Genomic DNA, 19,285 nt, shown 5'->3' on the forward strand with positions numbered 1-19,285 from the left:
GCAGAATCTTTCAATGCAAAAGTAAAAGCTTTTAGATCGCAATTTAGAGGAGTCAGAAAAATAGATTTCTTCTTATTCAGATTATCTAATCTTTTTGCTTAATCCCCAACTTTTGCACCTGATCCATGATTTTTCATATATCAATTCACCGGTATCGTTAAAAATTTTCAATGCAGAACAAGATAGTTTGATTTAGTATAATAAAAACAAAAACCCCTAACAAATGTTAGGGGTTTGAAGTTTCCGCGGAGAAAGAGGGATTCGAACCCCCGGACCTGTTACAGTCAACAGTTTTCAAGACTGCCGCATTCGACCGCTCTGCCATTTCTCCATTATGTAGCAATCATACGCTGATTGCGGGTGCAAAGATAAAATGTTTTTTCGGTTGTAAAAAATTTTTTCGGAACTATTTACAAAGAAAATAATAGGATATTCTATAAAAAAAAAGAAACCCTCAACAAATGTTAAGGGTTTCAATTTTCAGCGGAGAAAGAGGGATTCGAACCCCCGGACCTGTTACAGTCAACAGTTTTCAAGACTGCCGCATTCGACCGCTCTGCCATTTCTCCAGTATGTCGCGATCATTATCTGATTGCGAGTGCAAATATAGTATGCTTTTCCGATTATAAAAACTTTTTCGCTGATTTTTTTAAGTTAATTTTCAAGTGCTTAATTATCAGTATTTCGGAAAATATTTTTTTAAGAATAATTATTCTAAATCGTCTAAAATTGGAGTTGGTTTTTTGTTTTCATCAACAGCAACAAACGAAAAAGTTCCTGAAACTACCGTTTCACGAAGTTCTGAATACATTTGTTCCATGAAAATATCAACATGAATTTTACAGCTTGTTCGTCCAACGCTGTCAACTTTTGCTACCAATTCAATTAAAGTTCCAGCCGGAATTGCTTTTTTAAAGTCAATTTGACCAGTTGAAATAGTCACAACTTTCTTTCTGCTGAAACGCGTTGCACAAATAAAAGCAACTTCATCCATAAGATGAAGTGCAGTTCCACCAAATAAAGTGTCATAATGGTTTGTAGTGCTCGGAAAAACAGCTTTAAATATGCGTGTTTCAGATTTCTGAATTCTTTCTTCTATTGTACCCATATTAGTAATTAACATATTCAGTAATTTCAAGTCCGTAACCAATCATACCAACACGTTTTGTTTGTTCTGTATTTGAAACCAGTCTAATTTTAGAAATATCAATATCATGAAGGATTTGAGCGCCAATTCCGTAATCTTTACTGTCAATAATCACTTTAGGAGCTTTCAAAGTTCCATTAGATTGCAGCGATTTTAGTTCCGAAATTCTATTTAAAAGATTTACTGCAGTCATATCTTGATTGATGAATATAACAGCACCTTTTCCATTTTCATTAATTACTTTAAACATATCATCTAATTGCTGTTCGGCATTATTGGTCAATGTTCCAAGTAAATCGTTATTAACCTGCGAAGAGTGGATTCTGGTTAAAATAGGCTCTCCAAGATTCCAAGTTCCTTTTGTTAAGGCAATATGAATTTGTTTATTTGTAGTCTGCTCGTAAGCTCTTAATCTGAAAGTGCCAAAACGAGTTTCGATATCAAAATCTTCTTTTTTAACAATCAAACTATCATGCTGCATTCTGTAGGCAACTAAATCTTCAATTGAAACTAATTTCAAATCGAATTTTTTTGCCACTTCTATCAATTCAGGCAAACGAGACATTGTTCCGTCTTCGTTTAGGATTTCGCAGATTACTCCAGCTGGTTTAAATCCTGCCAGACGAGCAAAGTCAATTGCGGCTTCAGTATGTCCGGTTCTTCTTAAAACACCGCCTTGTTTGGCAATTAAAGGGAAAATATGGCCAGGACGAGCTAAATCGTGAGGTTTTGTATTAGGATCAACCAAAGCTTCAACTGTTTTAGAACGATCGGCTGCCGAAATTCCAGTTGTAACTCCGTTACCTTTTAAATCAACAGAAACAGTAAAAGCAGTTTCCATATGATCAGTATTATTGGTAACCATAGCTCGAAGATCAAGTTCTTTACAACGGCTTTCTGTTAGTGGGGTACAAATTAAACCGCGTCCATGAGTAGCCATAAAATTGATCATTTCTGGAGTTATTTTTTCAGCGGCAGCTAAAAAATCACCCTCATTCTCGCGATCTTCATCATCGACTACAATGATTACTTTACCTTGACGAATATCTTCTATAGCTTCTTCAATGGTATTCAGTTGTATTTTTGTTGTTGACATAATTATTGTTGCTTTTGAGCCGGTGAGAACCGCTCGGAAATTTTTTGAAATAGTTGTGAAATCGGAGTTGTTATCGCATCAAAATTAATTAATCCGTTGTCGTTTGTTGCACGATAGGTTAAAAGAACTGCTAACGGCAATAAGATAAACGACGACATCCATGATCCCATAAATGGAGTCATACCGCCTTCTTGTGACAATCTTTTTCCGAAAGTATTAATAAAGTGAAAAGTAATAAAGATTAAAACAGCAAAAACAATTGGAAGTCCAAGTCCGCCTTTTCTAATAATAGCGCCAAGCGGGGCTCCAATAAAGAACATTAAAAAGCAGGCAAACGCAATTACGAATTTTTCGTAAAATGCACTTAAGTGCTTGTTAATATCACGTTGTTTGTCTTTTAGATCTTTTTGAGTTGTTTCGATCGAGTAGATGTTGTTGGTAACATTACTTCCTGCCATCTTCAAAATATCTACTTTGTCTTTGTTAGAATACATTGACATAAGATCATTAGAAAGCTGTTTCTTCTTGAGTTTTTTTTCTGGTCCAGAATAGATTTTTCTAATTCCAACGCGCTGGTTAATATTCTCTGAAAAAGAAATGATTTCGTTATCTAAATTTTTATTTAACGAATCTAGAGTATAACGTAATTCATTAACGTTCAGCATTGCATTAGTTCCGGCAATACTTTCTTTGCTGTCGTCAACTTTGTTTAATTCTGCTAAATCTATATTAATGATCTGCTTTTTAAATTTTCCTTTTATGAAAGGTAATTTAGCGCGGTCTTCATATTTTTTTGGTGTAACATCTTGATAATAATAACCGTCATTTAAGACTAACTGTAAAATGCTGGATTTTTCACTGCTTATTAATTCTCCAGTTTTAGATTTTATTACCGTTTTATTTTCGCCCATATTATTAGGCTTTTCGTGAATCGTTACTCCAGTAAGATGATTTCCATTTTCACCAGATTTTTTATTCACTTTGATATTATAAAACCCAACATCATTAAATTGTCCTTCGGCAATTGCCATTGCGGGCTTGGCTTGAGCGATATTTTTTCTGAAGTTCACAAATTTATATTCTGCATACGGAATAACATTATTGGCAAACCAAAATGCGACAATACTTAAAACAAAAATAAAAACTATCAAGACCCGCATAGCTCTCTGAAGAGAAATCCCAGAAGATTTCATAGCAGCAAATTCGTAGTTTTCTGCCAAGTTTCCGAAAGTCATGATAGAGGCCAGTAAAACCGAAAGGGGTAGTACCAGAGGTATAATTCGGGGCATAGAAAAAAGCAGGAATTTCACGACCAATAATAAGTCGAGATCTTTACCTGCTAGTTCTGATATAAATAGCCATACTGTCTGCAGTATGAATATGAAAAATAGAATTACAAATACCGTAGTAAATGTAAATAAGAATGTTTTTAATAAGTATTTGTCTAGAATTTTCAACCTTCTGATTAATCTAATTTATTAATGTAGTATTTCGGGTATTTACTCGCTACAAAGGTAAATTGATTTTTTGATAATGGCTGATTGGTTTTAAAAGAATTAACGGTTAAAGTTGTTTTTGTTCCGTTTTTTCCAGTTTCAATCAAATTATATATGTGTTTTGTCTGAACGTCAACACCTAAAAGAATTTCTTTTCTTTGGTCTTTACCGCTTGTAGGAACTAATTTGATGTATTGAATTTTTCTTCCTTTTACATTTTGTACAATATCCATATTGTATTTGTAGCCAGAATTGAAGAAAGTAAGCATTTTGGAAGGCGTAATTGCATTGTCATCTTTCTCGTTTACTTTAGAAATAGTAACTTCTTCATCTTCAGGAACGATAGTATATGTTTTCTGACCGTCAAAAATTTTTGTAACGCCCATGAAATTCAATACATATTGATTGCCTTTCATCGTTACATTACCTTTGCTGTCTTGATTAATGTTTTCTTTGGCGTTATTCAAAGAATATTTAAAGTCAATAACAATATTATTGTAACTTTTTATTTTAGAAGTTACTTCGTTCAATAAATCTTTAGCTTTTTTATCCTGAGCCTGAATAGAACTGAAGCTCAAAAGCAATATAACTGCCATTTGAAAACACCTTTTAGTCATATTTGCGATAGAATTGTTGTTGATTTCTTGAATTTTTGTTCTCATGATTGGATTAATTTTGTTCATTGTTAAAAAATTGATCAAGAGCACTTAAGTCTAAAATATTCACACTTCTAGCTTTACTGCCTTCGAACGGACCAACAATTCCTGCTGCTTCCAGCTGATCGATTAATCGACCGGCTCTGTTGTATCCTAATTTTAATTTTCGCTGCAATAAAGAAGCAGAACCTTGCTGGGCATTGACAATAATCTCTGCCGCTTCTCTAAATAAAGTATCTCTTTCAGAAATATCTATATCAAGATTAATGCCAGTTTCTTCTCCTACAAACTCTGGAAGCAAATAAGCTGTAGCATATGCTTTTTGTCCGCCAATAAAATCTGTAATTTTTTCAACTTCTGGAGTGTCAATAAAAGCACATTGTACACGTACAACATCATTGCCATTCGTATATAATAAATCTCCACGACCAATTAATTGATCCGCTCCTTGCGTGTCAAGAATAGTTCTAGAGTCAATTTTAGATGTTACCCTAAAAGCAATCCTCGCAGGGAAATTGGCTTTAATTAAACCTGTAATAACATTTACAGAAGGTCTTTGTGTAGCAATAATTAAATGAATACCAATAGCACGTGCTAACTGCGCCAAACGGGCAATAGGTATTTCAACTTCTTTTCCTGCTGTCATAATCAAATCGGCGAACTCATCGACAACCAAAACGATATAAGGTAAAAATCGGTGGCCGGCTTCTGGATTTAATTTTCTTGCTTTGAATTTATCGTTGTATTCTTTAATATTACGAACCATCGCATCTTTTAATAAAGAATAACGATTGTCCATTTCGGTACAAAGTGAATTTAAAGTATTGACAACTTTTGCATTATCTGTAATAATAGCATCTTCGGTATCAGGAAGTTTGGCTAAATAATGTCTTTCAATTTTATTGAAAAGGGTAAGTTCCACTTTTTTCGGGTCGACCAAAACAAATTTTACTTCGGCTGGATGTTTTTTGTATAATAACGAAGTTAAAACAGCATTTAATCCAACAGATTTTCCTTGTCCAGTTGCTCCAGCCATCAATAAGTGAGGCATTTTAGCTAAATCGACAACAAAAGTTTCGTTAGAAATGGTTTTTCCTAATGCAATTGGAAGTTCCATTTCAGCTTCCTGAAATTTCGCTGCTCCAATAACACTTTTCATCGAAACCATAGTCGGGTTTTTGTTCGGAACCTCAATACCGATAGTTCCTTTTCCAGGAATTGGCGCAATAATACGAATTCCTAATGCGGATAATGATAAAGCAATATCATCTTCTAAGCTTTTAATTTTTGAAATTCTAATTCCGGCTTCAGGAACAATTTCATATAAAGTTACCGATGGACCAACGGTCGCTTTAATCTGGGCAATTTCAATTTTATAGTTACGAAGTGTATCTACAATTTTGTTTTTATTTTCTTCTAATTCCTCTTGATTTATGGTAATTCCTCCAGTTGAATATTCTTTTAATAAATCAATTGTTGGGAATTTATAATTCGATAAATCTAAGGTAGGGTCAAATAATCCGAAATCGGCAACTAGGCGAGAAGCTAAGTTTTCTTCGATAATGTCTTCTTCTTCAGCTTTTTCAATTACAAAAGCTTCATCGGGAGAAACTAAAGGTAATTCTTGTTTTGGGGTAATTGGCTTTAAAATCGGATTCAATTCGATTTCAGAAGAATGAGAAATTGTTGGCTTTAATGCCTCTTTGTTAAGTTCGAATTGTGTATCAACTGTTTTGATATGAATGTTATCTAAATCAGGATCCTTTTCTGGTTCTTCAATAGCAAATTCTTCTAGATTATAAGCACTTTCAGGTTGTTTGACAGCTGGTTTTAAAGCTTCAAGTTCCGATTTGAGTTCTTTTTTAGTAGAATCAAAAAATGACTGTATTCTTTCTGGAGATAATTTTATTTTGAAAATCAAATAAACAATTAATCCGAAAAGCAGTGTAAGTAAGGTTCCTGTTTTTCCGATATAATCCTGCAGGAATAAATTTAATTCATAGCCAATTGTTCCTCCTAATTCTGGTGCAGAAGTAGCGAAAAAGCCAAACAGAATTGAAACAATTATAATAGCAAAAATATCCCAAAACCAAGTATTTTTTAGCTTTTGAGTCGAAAGCTCCAATGCTAAAAACATTCCCGTAAGGAAAAATAAACGTACGAAGATAAAAGAAGCAAGTCCAAAACCTCTATAAATAATTAAATCGGCTAAATAGGCTCCGAATTTTCCCAGCCAGTTTTCAACAATTTCAGTACGATCGCCGAGCTGGTTTACAACACTTTGGTCATTCTGCCATTGTCCGTTAACGTAAAAAGAAATAAATGCCACTAATAGTGCAACAGAAAAAAGAACCAAAAGACAGCCCAAAACAAATTTTTGTTGTTTTGATATCTTAAAAGATCTTTTACTTCCTTCTTGTTTGTCGTTTTTTTTATCTACAGTTTCTTTTTTATTTTTTGCCATTCTTGCGTTTTCCTTTGCCTAAATAAATTTTGGAATATAAATAATCAAGCCTATTGCTATTGCAGTCATTGCGGCAAAAAATACCGCTCCGGCAGCAATATCTTTAATAAATCCGATTCGTTTGCTGTAATCAGGATGGATAAAATCGGCGATTTTTTCAACCGCCGTATTTAGTCCTTCAACACTTAAAACTAAACCGATTGCCATTGTTTGACAAAGCCATTCGGTTTGTGAAATATGAAAATAGAATCCAGCAATGGTCATGATAATTCCTAATGAGAATTGAACCATAACGCTGTGTTCTGTTTTAATAAGTTTTACAGCTCCTTTAAAAGCATAAGTTACACTCTTTAATCGACCTGTAACAAAAGTATTGTCTTTTTGAAACTCCATTTAAAGGAAAATATTATAGTGCTGCTAAAGCTGCTTCGTAATTTGGTTCGTTTGCAATTTCAGCAACTTGTTCTGTATGAACGATTTTTCCATCTGCATCAACCACAATGATTGCTCTTGAATGTAAACCTGCTAAAGGTCCGTCAACGATTTCTAAACCATTTGCTTTACCGAAAGCACCTTCTTGAAAATCTGATAAGTTTACTACATTTTCTAAACCTTCAGCACCACAAAAACGTTTTTGAGCAAAAGGTAAATCTCTAGAAATACATAATACAGTTGTGTTTTCTAAACCGCTTGCACTTTGATTGAATTTTCTAACAGATGCAGCACAGGTTCCTGTGTCAACACTAGGGAAGATGTTTAAAACTAATTTTTTACCAGCAAAATTACTTAATGAAGCAACAGATAAATCGTTTTGAACTAATTTGAAGTCAGCTAATTGTGATCCAACTGCTGGTAACTCGCCTGATGTATGAACTGGATTTCCTCCTAATGTGATAGATGCCATGATTTTTGTTTAAAATTAATGAGGTTCAAAAGTAAGGATTAATATTTGAATCTAAAAGTATTTGTTGTGGGTTTAAGGAGAGATTAAGGTTAGTTTTTGAATGGCCACGAATTCACGAATTTATCTAATAATTTTAGATTTTAGAAGGTAGATTTTAGATTTGTTATATCTGTCAGGCTGAGTGATGTCAAAGGAAAGAAGTGTGTTTAAGTTGCGTATTGCAACTTTTAGTAGCCTCCAACTTTAGTTGGAGGTTTTATAAGTGAATATAAAAGGCTTTAGCTTACCTCCAGCTAAAGCTGGAGGCAATTGATTTGCTTTTGATACCTAGATAAAATTAAAACGTCTTTGAAACCTTTTACCCGCGAGAGGGATAGGAGCTGGCTACCGAAGTAGCGCGGATAGCCCGACAGTATTTGAAAAAGCAGGCGAATAAAGACAAAGTATGTTTGCCTGCTTTTTCAAATACTGTCTCGCCCAAATTATTGTAGATTTTGGAGGGTAGATTTTAGATTTAGTACGACTCCGAGCTGACCTTTGTCAAAGTTTAAAACTTTGACAAAGGTTTTAGATGCATTAAGGAGTTTCTTGCGTGGGCTTCGACTTCGCTCAGCCTGACAAGACATTGTATAAACCGAGGCAGGGACTGAAAGCTGCCACTGAGACTGAAAACAAAAAAAAGCGTCCCTTATTAAGAAACGCTTCTTCAGTCATGTTTTTTTGTTTTTTTCTTGAAAAAGAGGTCGATTTATTTATCGATTGAACCTAAAACACGTTTCATGAACGCATTTAAAGCTTCTTTTTTATCTGTTCCCTGAGAAACCATTTTGTGTACTTCAAGAGCGCCATACATATTCGAAATCAATTCGCCAATTACGTCTAATTCTTCATCTTTAAGAGAAGGAATTTCGGTCATCGCTTCTAGAACTTCGATCGTTTCAATGATATAATCCTGATCATTTTCTTCGATGAACTGTGTTAATTGCTTTATTACTGGTAATTTCATGATTTTTTTGTTTAAGCGTTAAATCGTTTTTTTGTTTAATCGATTAAACGAATAAACAAATAACCAATTAAACAATAGCGTTTACTAAGTCAATTAAAACTTCTTGTTTGTTAGTCTGCGTTTCGCCAACCAATTGTCCGTTTACGAAAGTTGCAAATGTTGGCAGGTTGCTCACATTAGCTAATTTTCTAGATTCAGGAGAATTTTCTGCATCAACCAAAACAAAAGTGATAGCTTCATTTTCTGTTGCTAATTTTTTGAATTTTGGTTTCATAATACGGCAATTTCCACACCATGAAGCTGAATATTGTACTACTACTTTTTCGTTTTTAGCAACTAAATCTGCTAACGTATCTTCGTTTAAGTCGATTAACATACCTTTTGATTTAAATTCCAAATTTTAAATTCCAAATTCCAAATTTTACTATTGAAACTTATGAATTCTAAATTTTGAAAATGTTATTTTTGAAAATGAAATTGCAAGTTTGTAAGTTCCAAATTCTAAATCTTGCGATTGAACTTAGAAATTTTAAACTTAAAATGTTTTTGATTTTTGAATTGAATTTTCCAGTTTTTAAACTCCAAATCCCAATTGGAATTTGGAATTTAAAAAATTGGAATTTATTTTTTTCTTAGTTAGCACTAAGGTATTCTGCAGTACTGATTCTATCAGCAGACATAGCTTCTTTTCCAGCTTCCCAGTTTGCAGGACAAACTTCACCTTTTTCTTGAATGTGTGTGTAAGCATCAACCATTCTTAAGTATTCGTTTACGTTACGTCCTAATGGCATATCGTTAACACTTTCGTGGAAAATTTTTCCAGTTTCGTCAATTAGGTAAGTAGCTCTGTAAGTTACATTTGAACCTTCGATAATAACTGAATCTGTTTCTTCGCTGTACTCTGTAGAATCGATATCTAAAATTCCTAAGATGTTAGATAAGTTACGGTTTGTATCCGCTAAGATTGGGTAAGTTACACCTTCGATTCCACCATTGTTTTTTGGAGTATTTAACCAAGCAAAGTGTACTTCGTTTGTGTCGCATGAAGCTCCGATTACGATAGTATTTCTTTTTTCAAATTCTGGTAATGCAGCTTGAAAGGCGTGTAATTCAGTTGGACATACAAAAGTGAAATCTTTTGGGTACCAAAACAATAATACTTTTTTGTTGTTGTTTACTGCTTCTTCAAAAATGTTGATTTTTAAATTATCGCCCATTTCTGAGATAGCATCTACTGCAATACTTGGGAATTTTTTTCCTACTAAAGACATATTTTTCGTTTTACGTTAAAAATTTATTTCTGATGCAAAAGTAGGGTATAAGTACAGGTACTTACAATAAGATGTGATTATTAATATTTATAAGTTGATAAGTTTTGACTATTTTGTTTTTTAACTTATTGAATTTCAATGTTTACTGGAAGGATTCCATTTGAAGGAATTTTATCTAAAAATTGATTAGCTGCTGTTTTTTGAAATTCTTCAAAATCCTGATACGCCTGAACTAATCCTGAAGCCTTTTTAAGATTCGGAATTATCGGCAAAACATACGGATTTCCGAAAACGTAAAGGATGCATTTTTTAGTTTGAAGTAAATTTGAAAGAAGTTCTAAAACTTCATCATTAATTTCAAAATTGTTCATTGGTTTTGCTTTCGGAACAAATAAGGAAATTAGAATTGTATCGAAATTTTCTAATTCTTTTTTTATGGATAAAACATCCGAAACTTCTAAGTTTTCAAAAGCAAATTCTGGCGAAGACAGTTGTGAATTTAAAGTTTTGAAAAAAGTATTTTCGGTATTGTTATATAAACTCAGTTTGGCTAATTTATTGTTTTTCTGCGCTTCAAATGCCAATTCTGAATTTTGGTTATCAATAATTGATGTAATAGCATTTTGAGCAATTTCCAAATTTAAATCTGATGCTTTTTCGAAGTTTAATTCTCCCGAGGCAGCAGTATTTCCAGAAAGAATTCCAGCTTTTTCTTTCGCTTTCATAATTCGGTTAAAACTTTCTTCAATGCGTTCTGGTGAAGCATTTTTTAGAATTTCTTCAATTCCTTCGGGAACATTTTCGGCGAAGCATAAAACATCATTTCCAGCATTAAATGCTTCCCATTCTAAATGTCCTTTAGTTTCATACAATTTAGAAACGCTGTGCATATTTAAAGCATCAGAAATTACCAAACCTTCATAACCTAATTCGTCACGTAAAAGATCTTGAATAACCGCTTTTGATAAGGTTGCCGAAGTATCTTTTCCGTCATTTAAACTCGGAACAGCCAAATGACCAATCATAATCGAATCGACATTATTTTCTATTCCTTTAATAAAGGGATACAATTCGTTTTCTAATAGCTCGTCTAAAGTTTCTTTTAAAACGGGTAATCCTAAATGCGAATCAACATTGGTATTTCCGTGTCCGGGAAAGTGTTTCAGACAGCCTAAAACCCCAACTTCCGACATTCCATTTAAATATTCGATCGAAAAATCAGCGACTTTTTCTTTGTTTTCACCGAAAGAACGATAGCCAATAACGGGATTATTTGGATTGTTGTTGATGTCTGCCAAAGGCGATAAATTATACTGAATTCCGGCTGCTTTTAAATCTAATCCAATTTGTTTTCCGACTTCGTACACCAGATTTGATTTATTTGCAGGCAAAGCGCCAAGTGTAATCGCGTACGGATATTGCGGTGTTTTTTCAATTCGCATTGCCAAACCCCATTCTGCATCAATGCTTATTAAAAGAGGAGTAGAAGCAGACTTTTGATAACGAACAATAAGAGCTTTGATTTTTTCGTAGCTGTCATCATTAAAGACCACTTTTTTCTTGCTTTCATAATTCGTTGCAGCGCTCGCACGACTGTGGAAGAAAGTGAGTCCGCCAATGTTGTGTTCTTTGATCAAACGTTCTGTTTCCTGAATATTTTCTTCGGTATCGTTGATGAAAACTGCAGGAAAAAAGAATTGTCCCACTTTTTGTCGTAATGCTTGAGCTGTCATTTTCATTATTATAAAGTCTTTTTCATACAAACGCTGTTATCCATCTTTTCGTAAGGCGGATAATTTGGAATTATGGTATAATTTAATTTTTGATATAGGTTAATCGCTTCGGGCTGGTTTTTTCCCGTTTCGAGAATCGTGTATTTGTAACCAACTTCTTTTGCCCAGATTTCCAACTCTTTTAAAACGGCAGAAGCTATTCCTTTTTTTCTAAAATCAGGATGCACATACATTCGTTTGATTTCGGTTGTGCCGCTTTCTTTTTCGCGAAAAGCACCGCAGCCAACAGGAATATCATTTTCATAATAAACCAGAACATGTTTGATCTTATCCGTTTTATTATATTGATTGTAAAACGCATGATCTTCGCCGTCTCTAATCGATAAATCCTGATCTAATAAAACAACCAGATTTATAAAATCAATATCGTCTGAATTTGTTCGTTTTGTGGTCATTATGTTTTTATTCCTTCTTGTTTTTTAAATGAAAATTGAAGTTCGATTTTATTCATAACCTTTTCCTGTAAACCAATCGTAATTCTGAATATTTTTATATTCGGCTGGTACTGAATTTAGTTTTTTGATATTTTTATTGTTTTTGGTATAAGCTCTTTTTTTTGAGATAATTATTTTTCCGGTCTTTTTATCTTCTTTATCAGTTTCATAGTAAACATATTCTAAAGTATCAACGGCTTCACCATTCCATTTATATTTATAAATCGAAGTATATCCGGGATGACCATATTCAATACCTCTTATTATTTTTTCATTCGGAGAAAAAGTTGGATTGATAAATTCAAAGCTTTTTGAAAATGTCTTTTTATCGTTTCTCAGCAAATAAATATCGCTGAATGCTTTTAAGCAGCACCCGTTTGCGCCATACCAATTTAAGACGAAATCTTTTAATCCATCACCATTAATGTCTTGAATAGTGTCTTTTTGATAAGTCAGTTTCCATTGTTGGTGAGAAACTGCCTTTTCAAATTTACTGTCAACTTTTGAGTAGATATCTATATATAAATCATCTATATCATCTGCATGTCTGCGGATAATTAAGTGAGGATAATCTTTTGTGAAATGATTATCAAGATCTAATTCTACCTCAATATTAGAAGAAGTTTTATAGTTTTTTTGAAATTTGTTTTTACCTATGTTTTGTTCAGCAATTCGCAATGCATCAGATAAAACGCGATCTAATTTTAAACTATCTAACTTTTCATCTTTTTCAATTTCAGCTCTTTTTTCTAACCGCTCTTTTTCTCTTTGCTCAAATGTTTTTGTAACAGTTTGGTTTTTATCAAGCAGTTTATTTTTCTTTTCATTAGATTGTCCACAAGATAATAATAGCATCATCAATAATACTGTTATATAAATCTGTGTTTTCATATTTAGCTGTAGATTTGGATATTTTACTTCAATTTTGCTTTCCTTTGTTTAGCTATTTGCTTCTTGGTTTCAATTGCTTTTTCTAAGCGATTTTTAAAACGGAAAAGTTTTGGCAGTCCTTCAATTCGGTCTTCAATCGTGATTTCTTCGTAAACGATAATGGCTTTTTCTAATACACGAATTTCATTATCGAGATCATTTTGGTTTTTGTAGATCGTTGCCAATCTATCGTAGGGATGATTTCCTTTAAAGCTTTCTGCGACATTTTCTTCATACAATTCAATTGCTTTTTCAAGATTTCCGGTTTTTTCGAACTCAGCTCCTTTCAAGTTTCGTTCGGCCTGCAAATTTTCATTGATTTCCATATGTAAGAGTTTGATTTGGGTTTAAACTGCTTCAGATTTTTTCCCAAAATCTTTCGGGAAAATTAAAAATCTCGATAAAATAATTCCTGGGATTGTGGAAATGAAAACCCAAATAAAGAAGTTTCCATATCCTAAATAATTTTGAATATATCCACTGGCCATTCCTGGCAGCATCATTCCCATTGCCATAAAACCGGTTGCAAGTGCGTAATGAGCTGTTTTAGATTCGCCTTCTGCAACATAAATCAAATACATCATGAAAGCAGCAAAACCAAAACCGTAGCCAAATTGTTCAACTATAACAACTGCGTAAATGTAATAAATAGAAGCGGGATGAAAGTGAGCCAGCAAAACAAAACCGATAATAGGTAAATGCATAATTAAAATCATTGGAAGCATCCATTTCGTTAAGCCTTGTTTAGAAATCGCAATTCCGCCCAGAATTCCTCCTAGAGTTAATGCAATTAGGCCGAAGGTTCCGTAAATTAACCCTATGTCTTCAGTTGTAAGGCCCATACCGCCTTTTTCATTTGTTTTCTGATTTCCATTACTCGCGATCAACTCGTTTATAAAAGTAATTCTAGCACTGTTGGCGCTTTCGTATTCTTTTTTATCCTTTATAAGTTTCTTATCTTTTGATGTTACTTCTTCTAACAATTTTTCGCCTTTAAAAGTTTCAACAAGAATAGGAAGTTTAGCATATAGGTATTTTAGTTCCGAGCCTGAAAGTTTTTCATTTTTTTTGACCTTTGAATTGTAAATATCCAATGCTTTTGCCTGATCTGTATTTGTAGTTGTTTCGGCAAGTTCGTATTTAATAGGATCTATTAAAAAAGGGGTTAGCATTTTAATAAGCTGCGATTCACCCAATCGAAATAAAAGAATAAATGACAGAATGATGAAAATTTGCTTTTTCTTGAAGAAACTGGCAAATACAGTTGCAAAATTTTGTTTGTTGGTTTCGGCAGGTTTGTCGCCAGCATTTATTTCTGTTTTCGGAGTTGCAAAAAAATTATAAAGCGTTATAAAACACATCAATAAACCAACAAAGATCATTGTGTAGGACCAAGCTTTCGTATTATCACTATATTTCTGTTCCAAATAACCTGCAAAAAGAACTATTAATCCGTTTCCTGCAAGCATTGAAAGTCTATAGAAAGTACTTCTGATTCCGATAAAAAAAGATTGCTTGTCTTCAGGTAAAACCAATAAATAAAAGCCGTCACTGGCAATATCGTTAGAAGCCGAAGCAAAGGCAGCAACCCAAAATATAGCTAGAGTCATAAAGAAAAATCCATTGAGCGGAATTGTAAATCCGACTAGTAAAAAGGCAATCGAAATTAACAACTGCATCGATAAAAACCATTTTCTTTTGGTTCCGGTTAACTCAATAAAGGGGCTCCACAAAGGTTTAATTACCCAAGGCAGATATAATAAACTGGTGTAGACTCCAATATCTTCGTTTGTAATTCCTAGATTTTTATACATAATTACCGAAACTGAAATAATCACGGCATAAGGCAGCCCAGAAGCAAAGTTAAGAAGCGGAATCCAAAACCACGGTTTATTATCTATTTTCATTTGGTTGTGCTGGTATATAGTTTTTAAATGGTTTTTTTAGATCTATTGCTGTTGGTGTGCTTTCGTTGGCATAATAATCAATAAAAGTTATTGCACAGGCTTTGAAAAGATTTAGTTTTCCTGCAGCAATAGAGAACGTAATTTGTCCGTCAACTTCTTTTACGGTAACTTTTTCAATAATTTTTGTAGCGTCGTTAACATCGATTTTTGAAACATGATCGCCTCCGTAAACTACCATGTAACGAACTTTGGTGTTCAGCGGACTTTTAAATGTAAAATTATATCGGATGCTGTCTTTATTGTACTCTATCAATTTTGGCGTATCAATAATAACGTGTCGTAAATTAGGAACAGCAGCTGGAAGCGCTGGATATTTATATTGATTTTCTTCTAAATGACGGACTACGTCAAAGTTTTTCCCCATAAACCATTTTGAGCTGAAATAAGCACTTCCAGAAACGTTTTTAAAACTTCTTGCAAAGTCAATCTGTGTTGGAATTTCAGTCATAAAATTCCAGTTTTTATCTCCATCACCTCTAATTTTATAAGAAGCATGCCCAATATAAACGGCAGTATTATTAGAGTTCTCTGCCCACCATTTTACCAATTTAGAATAAGATGCTCTAGGATTGTTCATACTCCAATACAATTGAGGCAGAATATAATCGATCCATTTTTGGTCCATCCACAACATAGGATCTGCATATAAATCGTCATAATTGGATGTCGACTGTGTTTCAGAACCTCTTGGATCTTGTGATTTATTTCGCCAAACTCCAAACGGACTAATTCCGAATTGAACCCAAGGTTTGCTTTCTTTTATAGTTGTGGAAATGGTGTGTACAAAGTTGCTCACATTCGCACGGCGCCAATCGGCAAGATTTAAACCTGCACCGTATTTTCTGTAGGAAGCGGTATCATTAAAAACTTTTCCAGGAACAGCATATGGATAGAAATAATCATCAAAATGAATGGCATCAATATCATATTTGTCTACAACCTCTTTCACTACTTTTGTTAAATGTGCCTGAACTTCTGGCAGAGCAGGGTCATAGTACATTTTTCCGCCATATTCAATCATCCATTCTGGATGTTTAAAAATATCGTGATTGGGACTTAAAAGGTTTTTATTTAAATCGAAAGTAGCGCGGTATGGGTTCAGCCAAGCGTGAAACTCAAAACCTCTGGCATGTGCCTGTTCGATCATCCATGCTAATGTATCATAATAGGGGTTTGGCGCAATACCTTCTTTCCCTGTTAAAAAACGAGACCAAGGTGCAAATTCAGAAGGATAGATGGCATCACCAACACTTCTAACCTGAACAATTACGGCATTGTAATTTAGTTTTTTATAAGCCTCTAAAATTTCAAGATAATCAGCTTTTTCTTTCTCTACGTTATCTATACTTGTTTTTGGCCAGTCGATATTTACAACGGTTGCAATCCAGACACCTCTAAATTCGTTTTTAGGATGCATTGATTTTTCCTGCGCTTGAGAAATCGTTGAAAAAAGAAATATAAATAAGATTGAGAATATTAAATACTGATTTTTATGCATTTCAATGTTTTTTAACAGAAACCAAAAATAGTTTTTTTAGATGATATAAGAAATTTAAATTTTGCAATAATAATTATGGTTTTTCTTAGAAAATTAAACTTTAAAAATCAGCTTGTTTTTGTAAAAATACCACAATACAATACTCCATAATAAAATGTAAATTATAGAATAAGTTAAGGACGAAAGCAGCTGATTTTCAAACAGCGGACTAATCCAAAAATTATAAGCATAATCTCTAACGTTTATTTTGTCTGAAATATTTTCAGGGTCTTGAATTTTAATCATCGTTAAGGCACGCGGCAAAATTCCAGAAACGAAAAATACAATCATCGGATTTACACCCCAAGTCAATAAAAATGGGGTCCATTTTTTAGAACCTCGAACATCTATTATGTAATAAATTACTGAAAGCAATAATAAGGCCAAACCCGCGGTGAATAAAACATAAGAACTTGTCCAAAGCGATTTGTTGATTGGGAAAACCAATGACCATAACAAACCAATAAGAATTAGTACTAAACTAATTCCTGCCATTATTTTATTTATTTTAATTTTTGGCATTGGCTGGATTAAAAGCTGTCCGATTAATAAACCAATTAAACCATTCCCAATTACAGGTAAAGTACTCAATAATCCTTCGGGATCCCAAGTTTTGGTTTCGATATACATATGATTTTCAAGCAGAACACTGTCTAGCCAAGAAGCTAAATTTGTACCGGCTTCTAAATTTGGATATCCTACGTCAGGAACAGGAATAAGCGTCATTAATGCCCAATAACCTAATAGAATCGAAGCGCTTAGAATTGCTTGTGTTTTTATATTTGTTTTGAGATAAATCAAAGAAACAAAAAAGTAAACAATTCCAATTCGTTGTAAAACGCCAAAGATTCTAATTTTAGCAAAATTCTCATGTCCGCTGTAAGCGAGACCAATTAGAATGACAAAAATAAGTACCGCAAGAATGGTTTTTGTTTTGAGATTGAAATCGCCAATTAAGGCATAACCAACACAGAAAGTGAAAAATAAACGAATGCACAAAAGTGTAATCCCGGGCTGTAAACCCATAAAATGAATCGAATAGAAATAACTTAAAAAGAGTCCTAAACAGAAAATACGTAAAGATCGCGTTATAATTTTAGTGACATTTTCAGCATTGTCTTTTTTAATCGGCATTGCCAATGGAACTGCGATTCCCACAATAAAAATAAAAAACGGAAATACTAAATCGGCCAGCGTACAGCCGTTCCATTTGGCGTGATCTAATATAGGGTAAACGTAACTCCAGCTTCCGGGATTGTTTACTAAAGTCATTAATAAAACAGTCAGTCCTCTTAAAACATCAACTGAAATAATGCGGTCTTTCATTTTTGGTGGTTTTGTGGTTAGATTGGGTTTGGGGTATTTTAATCGGGCATTGAAATTTTCCCCATAGTTACCGATGGGATTTTTACAGAATTGAATTTGAAATCTCCTCCGGCAACAGTTTCGTTCGCTAAAATGGCAAATAGAATTGCTTCTTTTGCATCACTATTAATTCCCAAATCATTGCTTTTGAAAAAGGAACACGGCAATAATTCTTTCAGCCATTGCACTAATAAAGGATTATTAGCGCCTCCGCCAGACATGTAGATTTTAAAATCTTCTATTTTGTATTCGGTTTTTTGGATGGTAGATTGAATAGCTTCTGCAATAGTTTCTGCAGTAAAACGGGTTAAAGTGGCTAATAAGTCTGGTGCTAAAATATCAGTAAGATTACTTTTGGAAAGTGCTAATTCAACATATTCCGCATTAAATAATTCCTGACCAATTGTTTTCGGAAATCCTTTTTTGAAAAAAGCATTGTCTTTCAGATTTTCTAATAAAATTTGATTTACCGTTCCTTGTTTTGCTATTTCGGCATCTTTATCGTAACTCTTATCAAAGAAATATTTTTTTACAAAAAGATCAATTAAAGTATTTCCAGTTCCTGTATCGGTTACAAAAGTATCTTCGGTTTTTATGGCAGCGGGTAAATAAGTAAAGTTGGCAATACCGCCAATATTCAGCATAATTCTGTTTTCGCCTTCTTTTCCAAATAAAAAATAGTCGCCGTAAACCGCCAATGGCGCGCCTTCGCCTCCTGCAGCAACATGTTTCTGCCTAAAATCTGATAACGTAATAATTCCTGTTTTAACCGCAATATGATCGCCGTCACCTATTTGCAAAGTAGCATTTGGAAATTTCTCCTGCTGATGCAAAAATTTTGGTGCATGCAAAACAGTTTGTCCATGAGAAGCAATTAAATCAACTTCAGCGGCAAGAATATTCCATTTTTTTAAAGTGTCATTTACCATTCCAGCATGAAGTAAACCAATCCACTCGTTGAGCAAAGCTAAGTGTTGGAATTCGATGTTTTTTTGTGCAAAAACTTTACGAATCTCCGTTTTAATTTCTTCTGAATAACTAACGGTCTCAAACTGAATAAGATTTACATTCGTATTCACACCAGAACCCGAAATTTCGCATAATGCAATATCAAGTCCGTCGAGAGAAGTTCCCGACATGAGTCCGATGATGCGTTTGGTTTCTTTTTGGGCAATTCGATAAAGTGCCTTAATATTTTTGTTCATAAAAATTCATTTAA

General features: G+C 33.6%; 18 protein-coding genes and 2 tRNA genes. All 20 read right to left on the reverse strand.

Annotation, left to right across the window (positions count from 1 at the left end):
* Positions 1 to 246 precede the first annotated feature (246 nt).
* The 20 genes from BSF42_RS21480 to BSF42_RS21580 all read right to left on the reverse strand — a co-directional run bounded on the left by BSF42_RS21480 (position 247) and on the right by BSF42_RS21580 (position 19,271).
* Positions 247 to 331, reverse strand: a tRNA-Ser gene (locus BSF42_RS21480).
* A 153-nt stretch (positions 332 to 484) separates the two neighbouring features.
* Positions 485 to 569, reverse strand: a tRNA-Ser gene (locus BSF42_RS21485).
* A 140-nt stretch (positions 570 to 709) separates the two neighbouring features.
* The gene (locus tag BSF42_RS21490) at positions 710 to 1,108 is read right to left on the reverse strand and encodes an acyl-CoA thioesterase (RefSeq protein WP_095955189.1); all 399 of its coding nucleotides are present in this window, start codon (positions 1,106 to 1,108) and stop codon (positions 710 to 712) included.
* Position 1,109: 1 nt separating this feature from the next.
* On the reverse strand, positions 1,110 to 2,243 hold the full coding sequence (ribB, locus tag BSF42_RS21495) for a 3,4-dihydroxy-2-butanone-4-phosphate synthase (protein WP_172426738.1): 1,134 nt from the start codon (positions 2,241 to 2,243) through the stop codon (positions 1,110 to 1,112).
* A 2-nt stretch (positions 2,244 to 2,245) separates the two neighbouring features.
* Positions 2,246 to 3,700, reverse strand: coding sequence for an LptF/LptG family permease (locus tag BSF42_RS21500; RefSeq protein ID WP_095955155.1), 1,455 nt, complete (start codon positions 3,698 to 3,700; stop codon positions 2,246 to 2,248).
* An 8-nt stretch (positions 3,701 to 3,708) separates the two neighbouring features.
* Positions 3,709 to 4,401, reverse strand: coding sequence for an outer membrane lipoprotein carrier protein LolA (locus BSF42_RS21505; protein ID WP_095955190.1), 693 nt, complete (start codon positions 4,399 to 4,401; stop codon positions 3,709 to 3,711).
* Positions 4,402 to 4,408: 7 nt separating this feature from the next.
* Entirely contained in the window at positions 4,409 to 6,859 is a 2,451-nt protein-coding gene (locus tag BSF42_RS21510; RefSeq protein WP_095955156.1) for a DNA translocase FtsK, read from the reverse strand.
* Positions 6,860 to 6,877: 18 nt separating this feature from the next.
* Entirely contained in the window at positions 6,878 to 7,252 is a 375-nt protein-coding gene (locus BSF42_RS21515) for a diacylglycerol kinase (protein WP_095955157.1), read from the reverse strand.
* A gap of 13 nt (positions 7,253 to 7,265) precedes the next feature.
* The gene (gene tpx / locus BSF42_RS21520; protein WP_095955158.1) at positions 7,266 to 7,763 is read right to left on the reverse strand and encodes a thiol peroxidase; all 498 of its coding nucleotides are present in this window, start codon (positions 7,761 to 7,763) and stop codon (positions 7,266 to 7,268) included.
* Between the two features lie 748 nt (positions 7,764 to 8,511).
* On the reverse strand, positions 8,512 to 8,769 hold the full coding sequence (locus tag BSF42_RS21525; protein WP_042566605.1) for a hypothetical protein: 258 nt from the start codon (positions 8,767 to 8,769) through the stop codon (positions 8,512 to 8,514).
* Positions 8,770 to 8,836: 67 nt separating this feature from the next.
* On the reverse strand, positions 8,837 to 9,145 hold the full coding sequence (locus BSF42_RS21530; RefSeq protein WP_008462030.1) for a co-chaperone YbbN: 309 nt from the start codon (positions 9,143 to 9,145) through the stop codon (positions 8,837 to 8,839).
* Positions 9,146 to 9,401: 256 nt separating this feature from the next.
* Positions 9,402 to 10,040, reverse strand: a complete 639-nt coding sequence (locus BSF42_RS21540) for a peroxiredoxin (protein ID WP_065450690.1) — start codon at positions 10,038 to 10,040, stop codon at positions 9,402 to 9,404.
* 125 nt (positions 10,041 to 10,165) lie between these two features.
* A complete protein-coding gene (locus BSF42_RS21545; protein ID WP_371616457.1) occupies positions 10,166 to 11,773 on the reverse strand; it encodes a glycoside hydrolase family 3 protein in 1,608 nt (535 codons plus the stop codon).
* A gap of 8 nt (positions 11,774 to 11,781) precedes the next feature.
* Entirely contained in the window at positions 11,782 to 12,228 is a 447-nt protein-coding gene (locus BSF42_RS21550) for a GNAT family N-acetyltransferase (RefSeq protein WP_095955161.1), read from the reverse strand.
* Positions 12,229 to 12,276: 48 nt separating this feature from the next.
* Complete coding sequence (locus BSF42_RS21555) at positions 12,277 to 13,158, reverse strand: hypothetical protein (protein WP_095955162.1); 882 nt, start codon at positions 13,156 to 13,158, stop codon at positions 12,277 to 12,279.
* Between the two features lie 23 nt (positions 13,159 to 13,181).
* On the reverse strand, positions 13,182 to 13,523 hold the full coding sequence (locus BSF42_RS21560) for a hypothetical protein (protein ID WP_095955163.1): 342 nt from the start codon (positions 13,521 to 13,523) through the stop codon (positions 13,182 to 13,184).
* 21 nt (positions 13,524 to 13,544) lie between these two features.
* On the reverse strand, positions 13,545 to 15,104 hold the full coding sequence (locus BSF42_RS21565; protein WP_095955164.1) for an MFS transporter: 1,560 nt from the start codon (positions 15,102 to 15,104) through the stop codon (positions 13,545 to 13,547).
* Positions 15,091 to 16,662, reverse strand: coding sequence for a glycoside hydrolase family 10 protein (locus tag BSF42_RS21570; protein ID WP_095955165.1), 1,572 nt, complete (start codon positions 16,660 to 16,662; stop codon positions 15,091 to 15,093). Before BSF42_RS21570 ends, BSF42_RS21565 begins: the two co-directional genes overlap by 14 nt.
* 93 nt (positions 16,663 to 16,755) lie before the next feature.
* Complete coding sequence (locus tag BSF42_RS21575; protein WP_095955166.1) at positions 16,756 to 18,027, reverse strand: acyltransferase family protein; 1,272 nt, start codon at positions 18,025 to 18,027, stop codon at positions 16,756 to 16,758.
* 38 nt (positions 18,028 to 18,065) lie between these two features.
* Positions 18,066 to 19,271 (reverse strand): anhydro-N-acetylmuramic acid kinase, encoded by a 1,206-nt coding sequence (locus BSF42_RS21580; protein WP_095955167.1) that lies wholly within the window; start codon positions 19,269 to 19,271, stop codon positions 18,066 to 18,068.
* Positions 19,272 to 19,285 lie beyond the last annotated feature (14 nt).

Origin of the sequence: Flavobacterium sp. ACN6 (assembly GCF_002304005.1) — a bacterium.
Classification (GTDB): Bacteria; Bacteroidota; Bacteroidia; order Flavobacteriales; family Flavobacteriaceae; genus Flavobacterium.